Here is a 16106-nt window from a genome sequence, read left to right on the forward strand (position 1 = left end):
CCTTATGAAAAATACCGAGTTCACTATAATTATTAGGATAACGCTCTTTCTTCTGCCCCCTTAACTTTGTTAGCATGTGTGGCATTGAACACTATTAAGGTTTGCCTGTGAGCACTCAATATTCTTATGTTTTAGCGCAGCAAGCGTTTGTTGATGACAACCTTGGGATGGATCCTGCAGAAGTACACGGTTTACTTTGTGGTCTATTATGTGCCGGAATGGGTCATTCAGATACGGGGTGGATGAAAATTTTAAGCGAAATGGCCAATGAAGGAAATTCATTTTCCAGCAAAATTGAACACGTCATTACGCAAATCTTTAATCAAACTTGCCAAGAATTGATTGAAGGCCAGTTTTCTTTAAATTTATTGATCCCAGACGACGATACACCAATAAATAAACGCGGATTAGCGCTTATTGAATGGGTACAAGGTTTTCTTGCGGGCTTTGGCATGCAACAAAACGACTTAACTCGTTGTTCTGAAGATGTAAAAGAAGCGATGCAAGATTTTACCGATATCGCTCGAATGGAAGAGCCCATGGACGAAGATGAAGAATCTGAGCGGGCCTTCGAAGAAGTGGTTGAATATGTAAGAGTGTCGGCCATTTTTTGTTTTGGTGAGCTTGGTAAGTCATTACTTGATGACGCACCCACTTCCCCTCGAGTACATTAAATTGACCTCTCTTAGTTCGATATCACAAAAAGAGTATATTCAACGCCAGCATACTTTTTTAGAACAGTGCGAACCCAATAGTATTTTGGTGATCCGCAGTGGCTCTGAAACCCCTCGTAGCCGCGATACCGATTATCCTTTTCGCCAAGATAGTGACTTCTATTACCTGACAGGTTTCAATGAACCAGATGCTTGGTTGATTTTATCAAATAGAACGTCTAATCACGGTGATGTGTATCGGGCTATGGCAGTAAGACCAAGTGATCCCGAGCAAGAGATTTGGCATGGAAGGCGATTGGGTGTTGAACAAGCAGAGCAACAATTCGAATTAGATATGTGCTTTGCCAATAGTGAAATCGACGATGGCTTATTGGCATTGCTTGATGGGCATGACCACCTTTATTGGAGCTTGTCTCACCATGTTGAATCTGATGAACTTATTCAAAGTGTCATTAGCCAGTTAAAAGCGTCGAGAACCGCGCACGCGCCAGATCGTATTATTGATTGGCAACCCAAATTACACGCCATGCGATTAATTAAGTCAGAGGCTGAAATTGCACTAATGCAAAAAGCTGCTGACATCTCGTGTGAAGCCCACAAACGGGCCATGACAGCGGCTAAATCTGTTGGCTTTGAATATCAGTTAGCAGCTGAAATACACCATACTTTCGCTATGCATGGTGCTAGCGCACCGGCCTACAATTCAATTGTTGGTAGTGGTGACAATGCGTGTATTTTACATTACACCGAAAATACTGATGAGCTGACGCATGGCGACTTAGTCTTGATTGACGCAGGAGCGGAATTTCAAGGTTACGCAGCGGATATTACTCGTACATTCCCTATTAGTGGTGTGTTTTCAGAAGCTCAAGGAAACTTATACAACCTAGTACTGGATGCCCAAGCCGCAGCCCTTGACGTTTTAGGACCTCGTCGCACGTTAGCCCAAGCAGGGGAAGTGGCAATTGAAGTATTAACTCAGGGGTTAGTTGATTTAGGTATTTTGCAGGGCGATGTAGACGGGTTAATTTCAGAAAAAGCCTATCGACGTTTTTACATGCACGGCTTAGGTCATTGGTTAGGTTTAGATGTGCACGATGTGGGTGTTTATAAACTTGAGGGCAAAGACCGCCCATTACTAGCGGGAATGGTATTGACTGTAGAGCCAGGTTTATATGTACCTAATGAACCCGATATACCAAAAGCTTATCGAGGTATTGGTATTCGCATTGAAGATAATATTGTTATCACGGAAGACGGCCATCATATCCTTACTGATAAAGTGCCTAAGTCAGTCGCAGCCATAGAAGCATTGATGGCGGGTAAGGCTTAACCGTGAGCGCTGAAATTACCACAGATATCGTTATTGTTGGCGGCGGTGCTACGGGTTTAAGTTTAGCATTGGGCTTGGCTAAAAAAACGGGATTGTCGGCTTTGGTTGTTGATCAAGGTGCTGAACCCGACCCAAACGCCACGCACCCTCAATTCGACCAGCGCACTATTGCGCTGTCTCTAAGCAGTATTGATATCTTGGCAGGTTTTGATATTGGGCTCGATACACTTACCCATTCTCCTATAGAACATATTCATGTGAGCGATCAGCATCATGCTGGGCAAGTTCGTTTAAGTGCAGACGAACAAAGTAAACCTGCTTTTGGCTATGTAGTGTCTCTTGCTGCACTCGGTTCACGTCTGTACGGCGCCTTGCAAAATTTATCTTCAAGTCAAATCCAGTATCGAAGTTCAACTCAAGTCACGGCGTTAAAACGCCATAGTTCAAGCAGTGAACTCGCGTTAAGCGATGGAACCAAAGTGAATGCCAGCTTGGTAGTATTAGCTGATGGCGGGCGTAGTCCGTTTGCAGAAAGCATTGGTTTTTACAGAGAAGATACTGATTATCAGCAAACAGCTTTGACTTTTGTGGCTTCAACAACAGAACCTCATCAGGGTAAAGCTTACGAGCGTTTTACTGACAAAGGGCCACTTGCGTTGTTACCCTTGGGCGAACGTAAATTTGGTGTGGCTTGGACGGTTCAATCTACTCAGGCAGAGTATTTGTTAAATGCCTCGAAAGCTAAATTTATACAACATTTTCAAGATGCTCTGGGTTATCGCCAAGGTGTAGTGACAGATTTTTCTGAAGTGGTTTCATATCCATTAGTCTTACGACAACTCACCTCTACTTTTATACAAGGTACGGTAGCCATTGGTAACGCCGCACAGACGTTACACCCTATAGCAGGGCAAGGTGCTAATTTAGGGTTTAGAGACGTAAATACCTTGGTAAATGTGTTGGCGGAAAGTACACAAGATCAACTCGGTGATTACCAAACACTTAGCAAGTACAGCAAACAACGAGAAACAGATAGGCAAGCTACTATTCAGTTAAGTGATAGCTTGGTGAGGGTATTTTCCAATGGTTATGAAGCCTTGCAAATAGGGCGCAATGTTGCCCTTTCAATGATGAATTTAAGTCCTGTGGCAAAACGGGAATTCGCACTGCAGGCTATGGGATATAAAAATGCAACATTTTGATATGGTCATTGTGGGCGGCGGTATGGTCGGACTGGCATTGGCTAGCGCATTGGCGGATACCGATATCCGCATTGCCATAATAAACAGCCGAGCTTTAAAGGCTGAATTGAGTAAAGAACCTGAGCTGAGGGTAAGTGCCATTAATCAGGCGAACCGAATTCAATTTGAGGCTATGGGTGTCTGGGATGCAATCGAGTCAAATCGCTTGTGTAATTACCGCGCTATGCACGTGTGGGATCAAGATAGCTTTGGTGAAATAGACTTCCACGCAAAGGACTTACAGTTACAATTTTTAGGCGCCATTGTCGAGAACCAAGCCTTGGTGAATGCCTTGGCAAAACAAGTAAAACATCAAAGTAATGTCACTGTATTTGAAAACATCGCTATAACTCAGTTGTCTTTGGGGGAGTCTCAGCACGCCATTGTGTTAGACGGCGGTGGTTTAATGACCGCGTCTTTGATAGTGGGCGCTGACGGCGCTAACTCCTTTGTTCGACAAACCGCAAAGTTTCCTGTGACATTGGGCGATTATGGGCAAACAGCCATTGTCGCAACTGTACGTTCAGAGCGCCCTCATGAAGGTGTTGCAAGACAAGTTTTCACGCCCTTTGGGCCCTTAGCTTTATTGCCATTGGCTGACCCGTTACTGTGCTCTATTGTGTGGTCTCAAGATACCGCAGAAACCTTGCGGGTAATGGCGCTAGCCGATAGCGAATTTAATAAAAAACTCTCTGTAGTAAGTAATCACTCCCTTGGAAGGTTACAAAAAATAAGTAAATTCCAATCTTTTCCCTTATCTCGACAATATGCCAGACAATGGGTTGATACTGGGATTGTACTATGCGGAGATGCGGCTCATAGGTTTCATCCCTTGGCGGGGCAAGGTGCTAATTTAGGTTTTGAAGACGCATGGTGTTTGGCTAAAACCCTGAAAAGTATCGCGGCGCGTCAAACTAACAATAGTGATTTTAGAAGCCCATGGGAATTTCGTGAATACGAACGCTCAAGAAAAGCCGCTGCGGTGAAAATGATTGGAGCAATGGAAGGTTTCCATCAGGCGTTTACTGGCAGTAACAAAGCCAAGAAAGGCTTGAGAGGGCTAGCACTGGCGGCTGCCAATGCTATTTCGCCCATCAAAAAAGAGCTAGCTAGACACGCACTGGGTATTTAATCGTCTAGCTTGGCTTGCTTCACTATGGATTTTACGTCTTCAAGTAGCTGTTTAGCGTCATATAAAATACCGTCTTTCATTGTATAGCTTACGCCCCCTAAGTTAACCGGTTGGTTGTTATCGTTAAGACGGTAATGGCCAGTGCCATACAAGGTTTTAAAGTTTTGCAGTGGATTGTATTGGGTAATCACTAAATCTGCTTTTTTACCTACTTCAACAGAGCCAATTTGGTCGTCCATACCTAAGGCTTCAGCACCATTTAGGGTCGCGCTTTGAATAACTTCTAACGGATGAAATCCCGCTTCTTGTAGCAATTCAAACTCTTGAATATAGCCGAAACCATATAATTTATAGATATACCCTGCGTCAGAGCCGGTGGTAACACGGCCACCATGGTTTTTAAAATCGTTTAAAAATGCCATCCATTTAGTGAAGTTTTTCTTCCATGCAATTTCATCTGATGTCGTCCAATCGAACCAATATGAACCGTGAGCATAACGGCTGGGGGCAAAAAATGTGTTTAGAGTAGGGAGTGTATATTCATCGTGCCAAGGAGCAAAACGCTCACGCATTAAATCTCGACTCGCTTGATATATGGTTAGGGTAGGGTCGATGGTAAAATCTAAGGCAATTAATTCGTCCCTTACCGCATTCCATTTTTCACTGCCTTCATCAGCCGCTTGAGACCATAAACGGCCTGCTTCAGCAAACCGGTTTTGTTCATCGTTGTAATTGTAGTTCGCAGGGTAGTTTTGAATAACTTTATCTTCAAAAAGCGCTTCAGGTAGTCCATACCAATGTTCCATGGTGGTTAAGCCTAAACGCGCCGAATCTAGTGCATCAGTTTTTACTACATTAAGCTGTGCGTGGTGCATCATAGTGCCCAGTTGCTGGGTTTTCGCTTCGTCTAATGCCGCTTTTATGATGGCTCGATTTGCACCGAAAAACTTAATACCTTTTGCGCCTTTGCGCTTAGCTTCTTTTACCCAGTTTCTTGCATCAGTGGTACTGAGAATAGGGGATTTTGCACCAAGCCCAAAGCCTAAGTAAGGTACAATACGGGGCGCAACTATGGTATTTTTTTCGCTGCGCTCTACATGATCCATTACCCAATCTAAGCCGTTAAATGATCCCGGCTCTCGTACAGTGGTAATGCCATGAGCCAGCCAAAGTTTAAACACGTATTCTGCGGGAATATTATCGGCAGAGCCGCCGATGTGGCCGTGCATATCAATAAACCCAGGCATGACCGTATAGCCGGTTAAGTCTTTTTCAACTGTATTGGCGTCGGCAACAGGGCGTTTATTGGGTTTTATAGGCACATCTGGATGCCCCACACTGACGATATCGCTAATACGATCGTCTTCAATCACAATATCCATTGGTCCCTGCAAGGGCGCGCCGTTTCCTCGAATAAGGTTGACGCCGCGAAGAATAATACGATTATAAGGACCTTCGCCTTCGTCAGCAGACTTTGTAGGGGCAGATGCTCCCGGTGCTGCAAAAGCGTGGAATGAAAATACAATAAGTGTAAATAGTAGAAATAGCGCCTTCATGAGATCCCTTCTTAAAAAATAATTAACAACCGCTGGTAATAAAAATAACGGTAGGACGATCGCCTAATTCGGCGGGTGGGCGATAGGTTACATAGCAATTTGGGCTTCGAACCGGAATGTTGTTATTTGTAATACCACTAAACCCTGCGATAGAAGCTCGGGTAATGTGTAGCTCTGTGCCGCCGAAGGTGTCGCCATAAGCCCAATCTTCGCCTAATTCGACAACATTAGCTATACCATTTACCCGTTCGCCACTGGGGTAACCAAATATTGTGTCTACGTCGTCTATACCATCGTCGTCGATATCAACACTGCTGCTAGCTAGATTTGCAACACCTTCTACATTAGCTTTCGCAAAGGTGAGGTTTGCCGCCGATAACAGCACTCCAGATAAGCCTTCAAGGGCCGCGATATTTGTATCGGTAGATAAGTTTAAGAAGCGGGGAATGGCAGTCACCGCAATAATACCTAGAATAACGATAACAATGATTAGTTCTACTAAGGTAAAACCAACAGACGTTTTTGTTTGGGTCATTTATGCGCCTTTTAGCCGCCTTTGATTGCGACTCCTTCAAACAGATTAGCGCAAAACCAAATTCTCAGCAAAAAAAGCATTAATTAATCGGATTATAGTGATGTTAAAATTTATATCATTTTTATAAAATAAAGCCTTTCAAAGACGATCATAAGCATATCTTAACGCCAACACGCCTTGGCTCAATTGTTGTTCATCATATGCAGCAAATCCCATTAATATTCTAGGGCTTTGAACAGCTAAACGGTAGTATTGAGAGGTAGATGCAAGGTCGAATCGGCCAATTCTTTTCTTAGCCAATCGGTAAAAATTTTAATTCGTGCAATACGAGGAGACTCTTCGTCATACAGCAAAGAAAACCGTAAACCAGGCTCAATTTGAATATCAAAGGGTTTTACCAATGCGCCCGAATCAATTAGGTCTTGGGCCATACAACCCGAGGTTAAAAATATGCCGTGGCCACTTAACACCGCGTTGATGCCCATCTCCCATGTGGTGACTTCCATCCATTTGTATTGATCTGATTTAACCGATACCCCCGCTAAAGCAAACCAGTCTTGCCAACTAAATCCACTGCGGCCAACACCGATGGCTTCAACCAACCAACATTCGCTCACTTTGTTCGGGTGAGTGAGGTCTTTTTCTTTGAATACTCTTGGAGAGCAAACAGGAAAAACAGGATCGACAAGCAGGGTTTCTTGATGCACGTTATCAATGTATTTCTCGCCCTGACGAATGGCAACATCTATATCAGAATGCCTTACGTCCTCGTATTGGGCAGAGGCTAATGCCCGTACTTGAATATTTGGATGTAATGCCGATAGTTTCCATAGTCTTGGCACCAACCATCTGGAACAAAACGACGGCGAAGCCGTAACCGTTAGCACTCCAGCTTGTGGCTCCTTTTGAATACGATCAAACCCCAAAGACAGCTCATCAAAGGCCTTGGTCACTGAGGTGGACAATATCTTCCCTTGCTTCGTTAATCGCATAGTTCTGCCATCGCGAGTAAATAGCTTGAGTTTTAAATGCTCTTCTAAATTGCGAATTTGCTGGCTTACGGCAGCTTGAGTAATGGATAGCTCTTGGGCAGCCACATTGTAACTTTGGTGCCTAGCGGCAGCATCAAAGCAGCGTAATAATGCGATATGTCTTAACCGTTTATCCATTAGTTTAACTTATGATTGGCTCAAAATTTGATTGTTCGCTTTCATTCTTTAGGTAAGACAAAATAACCATAAATCACTAGTTAAAGAAGAACTCACAATGCCTGTTGATGCTAATGAAAGTAATATAAAAAACAATGAACCGCAATCACTAAAAAGATTGAGCTGGACGGATTTACTCAATCGTTGGTTAGATCATATCAGTAAAGTAATGAACTGCGAGCAACAATCAAATTATAAGTAGTTGTTATGATTTTTTTTAAAAAAAACACTTTACCTCAACTTAACTTGATGTTTTACAGTGGCATGACTTTTAATTCAAAATGGCAATTGATGAGGAGATTAATATGAAGGTATGGCACATAGATTCAAGTGGTAGAACTGACCAATCTCATAGTAGACGTATAACAAAACAGTTTGTGGATACTCTATCTGCAAAAACTAAGGTGCATAGCACATCGCTGGATGTCAGCTTAGGGTTACCCTATTTGACTGATGAAATGATTAGTAGCTACTTCACGCCAGCCGATCAAAGAACCAAAGCGCAAAACTTGGCGATAGTCGCATCGAACAATATTGTCACCACTGCAAAAGCGTCAGATATTTGGGTGATGGGAGTACCGGTATATAACTTTTTCGCTCCTGCTTCTTTTAAAGCATTTATCGACCTATTGTTTCGTGCAAAAGAAACCTTTTCGTATAGTGAAAGTGGCCCTGTAGGTTTACTGGAAAACAAGCGGGTATATGTTGTTATCGTGTCTGGAGGCACTGAAATAGGCTCTAAAGAGGATTTTCTTACACCTTGGTTGACTCATTGCTTAAATTTCATTGGTATAAAACACATTGAATTTATAAAAGCAGATAAGTATACCTTCGAGAAAGACAGCGTCATTACACAACAAATAGATAATTTAACGTCTAGCTTATCTGTTTTAGACACGGCTCATTAGCCGGCTGGCTAAAAACTCAATTAAGGTATTGGTAACCGTTTGGTGCCGAGTACTCGACCTGTGGTCGGTATTATTAAATAAACCAATGTGAATGTTCCCCAGTACAGGTAAATGCTTGTGTCGTACAATGTTTAAATTGTCGGGGACACTGCGTTTTGCTAATGCGGTAATGCCTAAACCTTGTTGCATTGCCGCATTCAGTCCGCCTAAATCTGAATTGGTATAAGCGATGCGCCAAGGCAAGGTTTGTTGTTTTAACCTAGTGATAACTCGCTTGCGATATACGCAACCTTCCGATGCCAACACTAAAGAGAGTTGTTGCTGATTGGGCTGATAATTCGCATCGCCTACCCATACGATTTGGTCGGTTACCCAACGGGCGGCTTGTCTCGACGCTTTATCTTCTACTAGTGCGAGTACTACATCATAGGTTTCGCTGTTTTCACTACTTAATAATGAACGACTTAAATTTGAGGTGACATCCAGCGATATATCTGGGTACTGCTTGGCAAATTCTCCAATCAGTGAAGGTAATAATAGGGACGCAAATTCGCTGGGAATGCCCAATTTTATTTGTCCACTGAGCTCTTCTTCTTTCATGTGGGTAAACACTTGGTCGTTTAATTGCAGCATGTGTTTAGCGTGTTCATACAACCACATGCCTTGGGTATTGGCTAGATAACGCTGCCCTTGTTTAGTAAACAGTTTTTTTTCTATTTGGGTTTCTAGTTTTTTTATTTGTAAACTAATCGCTGGTTGAGAGCGGCCCAAAATATCACCCGCACGCGCAAACCCACCGTGGTCAATAATGGCAACGAAAGTACGTAATGCATCTAGAGATAATTGTTTCATCGTATTAGGTTAATAAATGTAAAGTGCAGTTATACATTAAAATAATAAATGTATTGATAATAATTTCAAATTTGTTCTCTGAGTTGTAACTTTTATACTGCATTGTATTCAAGCCCACACTTTGAGAGCGACATAATGTCTAAAAGTTTAGCCAGTCATACCGCACTTCACGCCGAACATTTGAAACTTAATGCCAAAATGGTCGACTTCTTTGGCTGGGATATGCCAATTAACTACGGCTCTCAAATTGAAGAACACCACGCCGTTCGCAAAGACGCTGGCATGTTCGATGTTTCTCATATGACCATTGTTGATATAGTGGGCCAAGATGCAAAAGCCTATTTGCAAAAACTACTGGCAAACGACGTAGCAAAATTAAAAGACAAGGGTAAAGCCTTATACAGCGGCATGTTGAACGAAGCCGGTGGCGTAGTTGACGACCTGATTGTGTATTATTTTGAACAAACCAATTACCGCTTAGTGGTAAACAGTGCAACCCGTGAAAAAGACATTAATTGGCTGCAATCTGTTGCAGCAGGGTTTGACGTTGAAATACGTGAACGTAATGAATTTGCAATGATTGCAGTGCAAGGTCCTAATGCGAAAAGCAAAGCCGAATCCTTGTTCAGCCAAGCGCAAAAAGAAGCGGTTCAAGGCATGAAACCGTTTTTTGGTGTTCAAGCTGAAGATCTGTTCATTGCGACTACGGGTTACACAGGTGAACAAGGCTATGAAATTATTGTGCATCAAGATAAAGCAGCAAGTTTATGGCAGCGATTAGCTGATGTTGGCGTCGCGCCCTGTGGTTTAGGTGCACGAGATACATTGCGTTTAGAAGCGGGCATGAACTTGTACGGCCAAGACATGGATGAAGACACATCGCCGCTTGCTGCAAATATGGGGTGGACCATTACATGGGAACCTGAAGACAGACAATTTGTAGGCCGCAGCGCCCTTGAACAGCAAAAGGCACAAGGTACGGCAAAGCTAGTGGGTCTAGTAATGAAAGAAAAAGGCGTGCTACGGGCAGGACAAGTTATTCGCTGTGAAGCCGGAGACGGGGTGATCACATCGGGTACGTTTTCTCCTACTTTAGGTCATGCAATTGCATTTGCTCGTGTGCCAGCCAATGTGGGCGACACAGTAGAAGTAGAAATGCGCAAAAAATGGGTTACAGTAAATGTAGTAAAACCTAGTTTTGTTAGAAACGGTCAGTCTGTATTGGCTTAAGTTAATTATTTAAAAATTTAAGGAATGGTTATGAGCAACATACCTAGTGAACTACGTTATGCAGAATCCCACGAGTGGGTACGTCCAGAAGGCGACAACGTCTATACCGTGGGTATTTCCGATCATGCACAAGCACTTCTTGGCGACATGGTATTTATTGATTTGCCCGACGTTGGCGACACCATAGATTTAGGTGACGACGTAGCCGTAGCAGAATCAGTGAAAGCAGCCAGTGACGTGTATGCGCCTATTACAGGCGAAGTGATTGAAATTAATGAGAACCTTGAAGACTCGCCAGAGTTAGTGAATAACGACGCCTATGGCGATGGCTGGTTCTTTAAAGTCAAAGTAGAAGATGCCAGCGAGTTTGAAAACTTGCTAGATGCAGAAGGGTATGAAGAAACACTGGAAGACGAATAACGTCTTTCAGTTGTTCCCTTTTTGTAACACCAACCGATACCAACAAATAATACCAACAAACTGAATATTATTTACTATAAGAAGTAGTCCAACCTATGTCGTCAAATGTAACGAGTACGCAGTCAGTTTCGCTAAGCCAACTAGAGCAAAAAGAAGGCTTTATTCGCCGCCATGTTGGCCCAAGTGACAGTGAAATTAATACCATGTTAGAAACGGTAAATGCCGCTTCACTGGATGACTTAATTGCTCAAACGGTTCCACAAAGCATCATGTTGCCAAACGGAATAGAAGTAGGGGAAAGCTATACTGAAGTCGAGGCATTAGCCCAGCTAAAAGCCGTGGCCCAGAAGAATAAAATTCATCGCTCGTTTATTGGTATGGGCTATTACGACACCCACGTACCTAATGTCATACTGCGCAACGTACTTGAAAATCCGGGTTGGTATACGGCTTACACCCCTTATCAACCTGAAATTGCTCAAGGTCGTTTAGAAGCAATTTTAAATTTTCAGCAGTTAACCATTGATTTAACTGGGCTGGAATTGGCGTCTGCGTCTTTACTCGATGAAGCCACTGCGGCGGCAGAAGCTATGGCATTGTCTAAACGGGTATCAAAAAACAAAAAAGCGAATTTGTACTTTATTGCTGACGATGTACACCCGCAAACCAAAGACGTAGTGCAAACCCGTGCAGAAATGTTTGGCTTTGGCGTCGTCACAGGTCCTGCTGAAGAGGCAGTTAATCACAATGTATTTGGTGCTTTACTGCAATACCCTACGACTACAGGTGAAGTAAAAGACATCAGCGGCATTATTGCCGACTTACAAAGCAACAAAGCCATAGTGGGCGTAGCAGCAGATTTAATGAGTTTGGTATTGCTGAAATCACCGGGTGAAATGGGTGCAGATGTGGTATTTGGTAGCGCACAGCGATTTGGTGTGCCTATGGGCTATGGTGGTCCACACGCAGCCTTTTTTGCAACCCGTGATAAATACAAACGTTCATTACCAGGGCGCATTATCGGAGTAAGTAAAGACACCCGTGGTCGACCTGCACTGCGTATGGCGTTGCAAACCCGTGAACAACATATTCGCCGTGAAAAAGCCAATTCAAACATTTGTACCGCACAAGTCTTGCTGGCCAATATGGCGTCTTTCTATGCCGTGTATCACGGCCCAGAAGGGTTAAAAACCATTGCTCAGCGCATTCACCGTTTTACCGATATTTTGGCTTTGGGCTTAACGCAAAAAGGCGTGACTCTAGCCCACAATCACTATTTCGATACCTTGTGTATCCAGCTGGATAATAGCCAAGAAGTGGTTAGTAAAGCCTATGCGCAAGGGTTAAATTTACGGGCCGATTTAACCGGAGCCATTGGGGTGTCGTTAGACGAAACCACAACGCGAGATGACATTGATAACTTGTTCAACGTTATTTTAGGCGCTGATCACGGTTTATCGGTAGACGCCCTCGACCTTGTTATCACCCAATCTGGCTCTTGTTCTATTCCAGAAAGCTGTGTACGAACGTCAGATTTTCTGACCCACGAGGTATTTAATCAGTATCAATCAGAAACTGAAATGCTGCGTTATATTAAGTCACTAGAAAATAAAGATTTATCGCTTAATCATTCAATGATTTCACTGGGCTCGTGCACCATGAAATTGAATGCTACAGCTGAAATGATACCGGTGACTTGGCCCGAATTTGGTCAGTTGCATCCGTTTGCTCCACTTGATCAAGCGTCGGGTTATCAAGAAATGCTCAGTGAATTGAGTGACTGGTTAATTAATATTACCGGTTACGACGCGTTATCAATGCAGCCTAATTCTGGTGCGCAAGGCGAATACGCAGGCTTGTTAGCCATTCAGCGTTACCACGAAAGCCGTGGAGAAGGGCACAGAAACGTGTGTTTAATTCCAAGTTCAGCTCACGGCACTAACCCTGCGTCAGCGCAAATGGTAAGTTTAAAAGTGGTGGTGGTGAACTGCGACGAAAACGGCAATGTTGATTTAGACGACTTAAAAGCCAAAGCGGAAGAAGTGGGTGATCAGTTATCTTGTGCGATGATCACTTACCCTTCTACTCATGGTGTATACGAACAAACCGCCCGTGAAATGTGCGACATAGTGCATCAATACGGTGGTCAGGTGTATATGGACGGGGCGAACATGAATGCGCAGGTGGGGGTTACATCGCCAGGCTTTATTGGTTCTGACGTATCTCACTTAAATTTACATAAAACATTCTGTATTCCACACGGTGGTGGTGGCCCAGGAATGGGACCCATTGGTGTTAAATCTCACCTTGAGCCTTTCTTGCCAAATCATGCAGTAGTGAATGTTGCGTCGGCGGGTGAAAATTGCGGTGCGGTATCAGCAGCCCCTTGGGGCAGTGCATCTATTTTGCCAATTAGTTATATGTACATCAAAATGATGGGCAGTGCAGGACTTCGCAAAGCAACCGAAGTGGCTATTTTGAATGCTAATTACGTAGCGCAAAAGCTAGGTGAACATTTTAATGTGTTGTACAAAGGCGACAACGGACGTGTAGCCCACGAATGTATTATTGATTTGCGTCCTTTAAAAGAAGCTAGCGGCGTAACGGAAATGGACGTAGCAAAACGGTTAAACGACTACGGCTTCCATGCACCAACCATGAGTTTCCCTGTAGCAGGCACGCTTATGATAGAGCCCACAGAATCTGAAGCGTTATACGAACTTGACCGTTTCTGTGAAGCTATGATTTGTATTCGTGAAGAAATCAAAAAAGTAGAAAGTGGCGAATGGGGCAGCACAGACAACCCGTTACACAATGCCCCTCATACCCTAGCTGATATCTGTGACAGCGAATGGAACCGCAGCTACGACAGACAAACCGCAGCTTACCCAGTAGAAAGCGTTGCCAGAAATAAATTCTGGCCAACTGTGAATCGAATTGACGATGTGTTTGGCGATAGAAATTTGGTGTGCAGTTGCCCTGATATGGAGAGTTATCGGGATTCTGAGTGATGTACGCCTGAAGGCATAAAATTCAGATGAATTCTAAAAAGGCAAACTTCGGTTTGTCTTTTTTGCCCTTTTAAACGACTTGTTATATTCTTTAAGGTTGCCTATACTGCATGCGTACAAAAAATGCGCATAAGGTCATTGCATGAGAAATACATTTAACACTCAGTCACCAAAAAAAGCGACTAATTTAAGCCTTAATAGTGAATTACTTTCCGAAGCCAAGCGATTAAACATAAACCTATCTGCAACAATGGAAAAAGCGTTGGAGAAAGAAGTAACTCAGCGACTAAAAACTGAATGGCTTGAGCAAAATACCGACGCTATTAATGCCTGCAATGAACTAACCAATAAACATGGCTTATTTTCTGATTCTTATCGAGTTTTTTAATGTCGCAATTTACACTTTACAAAAATAAAGATAGAAGCACAGCAACAGTTTATCCTTACTTTGTCGACGTACAAAGTGAGTTACTAGAGTCATTAAATACTCGCTTAGTACTTCCCCTAACACCACTAGATTTCCTTGACCAAAATGCCCCAAGTCACTTATGCCCAACTATTCATTTAGATGAAGGTGATTTCGTTATTTTGACACAACAAATGGCGAGTGTTCCTACAAAATTTTTAAGTGAATCAGTCACAGATCTTAGTATATTTAGAGATGAAATAATCGGTGCTATCGACTTCCTGATTACGGGAATATAACAGCACTTTTCGGACATTTTCCGCCTTTCATACAGTGGATAAATACGGCATACGAACGACCCTCTTGCTATACGTACGATGAAGCAATATATTAAATTTAAAGACAACAGATAACTTACCATCCACACCTCATCTATTTGCAATGCGTCTTGAATCGGTTGCCTTACCAGATGAAACTTATAAGGCAGAACCTTTCTGGGTAATAATGGAGCAAGTGAATGGTAAAGTAACTGGGTCGTATTATGGGTCTGAACAGCAAGGGCGGAAATTTATCCCATTATTTTTCTCAAAATATCATGCGCAAATGCTATTCATAGAAAGCCATTTAACAAATGATCGCTGGTGTATTCGAGGTTTACCAAGGCACGCTCTTAGAGCTTTTATTCTGATGCTGGATCTTTTTAAGCTGCAAAGTGTTGAGCCTATGATCATGTTTAGGCCGCCAGGAGATATTAGCGAGCTTGGTTACGCAGGCTTTGTTACTGATAGAGATTTATTGGCTAAAGAGTATTACTACGATGAAGTCCCTAAAGTCGTGCCAGATCCCGTTTAACAAAGCCATCAATTTGACCGCCTTGCGCTGCGCTTCAGGCGGCAAATTATGGCGGCGTTATGTTTCAGGAGGAAATATGAGACTTATCTTTTCAATTTTAGTTTTTTGCTTAGCCGGGTGTGCAAACACTTCAAATGACAACAGCACGACCGAATACTTCAATCCAAATGAAGTAGATAAGCAGAGTAAATGGATTGTCAAAATTGACCCCAAATACCCACAAGATGCTTTTAACAAAGGAATAGAGGGGTATGTCAGATTCAATGCCATAATTACAACAGACGGTAAATTGGAAAACATAGTAATTACGGAGTCAGTACCCGAGAGGGTATTTGATAATGAAGCAATCTCGGCTTTAAAAAAGTGGTATTTCAGGCCAGCGGTTAAAGGTGGCAAAACCGTAAACACTACGTATTCAGATCAGCTACAGTGGAAGTTGAAACAGTGAAACATAACACATATGAGCCTCCGGTCTGTCAATAACAAAAGAATACCCCTTGACCACTTTCTCAAGATCAATCTGATTGCTAATATCAGGTTTGTTTACTTCGTCTGTCATGGTTGATGTTAGATATATTGCCTACGTCAAACACATATATGACTAGCCGGTTACCGGGCTCTTAATGTTGCACTTTTCAGGTCCTTCTGATTTACAACGGCACTAGACATTCATCGGTTAACCTTCATCTGTCCTATTCAAAGCGTGTTGGCTACTAAATCCAGTTAGAGCGAGGCTCAGTAAAGGTGT

Annotated in this window: 16 protein-coding genes; 12 read left to right on the top strand and 4 right to left on the bottom strand. The window is 42.9% G+C overall.

The annotated features are described in order from the left end of the window. Window positions 1-107 precede the first annotated feature (107 nt). From J3L16_RS12315 to J3L16_RS12330, 4 genes are read left to right on the top strand one after another with little or no spacing between them, the layout of a single operon-like run. The gene (locus J3L16_RS12315; RefSeq protein WP_347564665.1) at window positions 108-674 is read left to right on the top strand and encodes a UPF0149 family protein; all 567 of its coding nucleotides are present in this window, start codon (window positions 108-110) and stop codon (window positions 672-674) included. A 1-nt stretch (window position 675) separates the two neighbouring features. After that, window positions 676-2007, top strand: a complete 1332-nt coding sequence (pepP, locus tag J3L16_RS12320; protein ID WP_242698814.1) for a Xaa-Pro aminopeptidase — start codon at window positions 676-678, stop codon at window positions 2005-2007. A gap of 2 nt (window positions 2008-2009) precedes the next feature. Further along, window positions 2010-3209 carry a 2-octaprenyl-6-methoxyphenyl hydroxylase gene (ubiH, locus tag J3L16_RS12325; RefSeq protein WP_207613278.1) on the top strand — a complete coding sequence of 400 codons (1200 nt, stop codon included), beginning with the start codon at window positions 2010-2012 and terminating at the stop codon, window positions 3207-3209. Continuing rightward, the gene (locus J3L16_RS12330) at window positions 3196-4380 is read left to right on the top strand and encodes an FAD-dependent monooxygenase (RefSeq protein WP_207613279.1); all 1185 of its coding nucleotides are present in this window, start codon (window positions 3196-3198) and stop codon (window positions 4378-4380) included. Before ubiH ends, J3L16_RS12330 begins: the two co-directional genes overlap by 14 nt. Here J3L16_RS12330 and J3L16_RS12335 read toward each other — a convergent pair. From J3L16_RS12335 to J3L16_RS12345, 3 genes are all read right to left on the bottom strand, one after another. After that, window positions 4377-5936, bottom strand: coding sequence for an amidohydrolase family protein (locus tag J3L16_RS12335; RefSeq protein ID WP_207613280.1), 1560 nt, complete (start codon window positions 5934-5936; stop codon window positions 4377-4379). The genes J3L16_RS12330 and J3L16_RS12335 overlap by 4 nt on opposite strands. A 22-nt stretch (window positions 5937-5958) precedes the next feature. Beyond that, on the bottom strand, window positions 5959-6471 hold the full coding sequence (locus J3L16_RS16445; protein WP_207613281.1) for a prepilin-type N-terminal cleavage/methylation domain-containing protein: 513 nt from the start codon (window positions 6469-6471) through the stop codon (window positions 5959-5961). A 239-nt stretch (window positions 6472-6710) separates the two neighbouring features. Then, a complete protein-coding gene (locus J3L16_RS12345; RefSeq protein ID WP_207613282.1) occupies window positions 6711-7640 on the bottom strand; it encodes a LysR substrate-binding domain-containing protein in 930 nt (309 codons plus the stop codon). Window positions 7641-7984: 344 nt separating this feature from the next. On the opposite strand from J3L16_RS12345, the gene J3L16_RS12350 reads away from it, so the two are divergent. Then, window positions 7985-8587, top strand: coding sequence for an NAD(P)H-dependent oxidoreductase (locus tag J3L16_RS12350; RefSeq protein WP_207613283.1), 603 nt, complete (start codon window positions 7985-7987; stop codon window positions 8585-8587). Here J3L16_RS12350 and J3L16_RS12355 read toward each other — a convergent pair. Further along, the gene (locus tag J3L16_RS12355) at window positions 8570-9439 is read right to left on the bottom strand and encodes a LysR substrate-binding domain-containing protein (protein ID WP_207613284.1); all 870 of its coding nucleotides are present in this window, start codon (window positions 9437-9439) and stop codon (window positions 8570-8572) included. The genes J3L16_RS12350 and J3L16_RS12355 overlap by 18 nt on opposite strands. A 135-nt stretch (window positions 9440-9574) precedes the next feature. Between J3L16_RS12355 and gcvT the strand changes: the two genes are divergently transcribed. The 7 genes from gcvT to J3L16_RS12390 all read left to right on the top strand — a co-directional run bounded on the left by gcvT (window position 9575) and on the right by J3L16_RS12390 (window position 15806). Continuing rightward, window positions 9575-10669: a glycine cleavage system aminomethyltransferase GcvT gene (gene gcvT / locus J3L16_RS12360; protein ID WP_207613285.1), complete on the top strand. Its 1095-nt coding sequence runs from the start codon at window positions 9575-9577 to the stop codon at window positions 10667-10669. 30 nt (window positions 10670-10699) lie between these two features. Further along, window positions 10700-11089, top strand: coding sequence for a glycine cleavage system protein GcvH (gene gcvH / locus J3L16_RS12365; RefSeq protein WP_207613286.1), 390 nt, complete (start codon window positions 10700-10702; stop codon window positions 11087-11089). Window positions 11090-11184: 95 nt separating this feature from the next. Beyond that, window positions 11185-14100, top strand: a complete 2916-nt coding sequence (gcvP, locus tag J3L16_RS12370; protein WP_207613287.1) for an aminomethyl-transferring glycine dehydrogenase — start codon at window positions 11185-11187, stop codon at window positions 14098-14100. A 142-nt stretch (window positions 14101-14242) separates the two neighbouring features. After that, window positions 14243-14488, top strand: coding sequence for a type II toxin-antitoxin system CcdA family antitoxin (locus J3L16_RS12375; RefSeq protein ID WP_207613288.1), 246 nt, complete (start codon window positions 14243-14245; stop codon window positions 14486-14488). Continuing rightward, on the top strand, window positions 14488-14805 hold the full coding sequence (locus tag J3L16_RS12380) for a CcdB family protein (protein WP_207613289.1): 318 nt from the start codon (window positions 14488-14490) through the stop codon (window positions 14803-14805). The genes J3L16_RS12375 and J3L16_RS12380 overlap by 1 nt, the downstream gene beginning before the upstream one ends. A 142-nt stretch (window positions 14806-14947) precedes the next feature. Next, complete coding sequence (locus tag J3L16_RS12385; protein ID WP_207613290.1) at window positions 14948-15358, top strand: hypothetical protein; 411 nt, start codon at window positions 14948-14950, stop codon at window positions 15356-15358. 76 nt (window positions 15359-15434) lie between these two features. After that, window positions 15435-15806 carry an energy transducer TonB gene (locus J3L16_RS12390; RefSeq protein ID WP_207613291.1) on the top strand — a complete coding sequence of 124 codons (372 nt, stop codon included), beginning with the start codon at window positions 15435-15437 and terminating at the stop codon, window positions 15804-15806. The last annotated feature ends 300 nt before the right edge of the window (window positions 15807-16106 follow it).

Source organism: Alteromonas sp. 5E99-2 (genome assembly GCF_017368475.1).
In the GTDB taxonomy this organism is placed as follows: Bacteria; Pseudomonadota; Gammaproteobacteria; order Enterobacterales; family Alteromonadaceae; genus Alteromonas_F.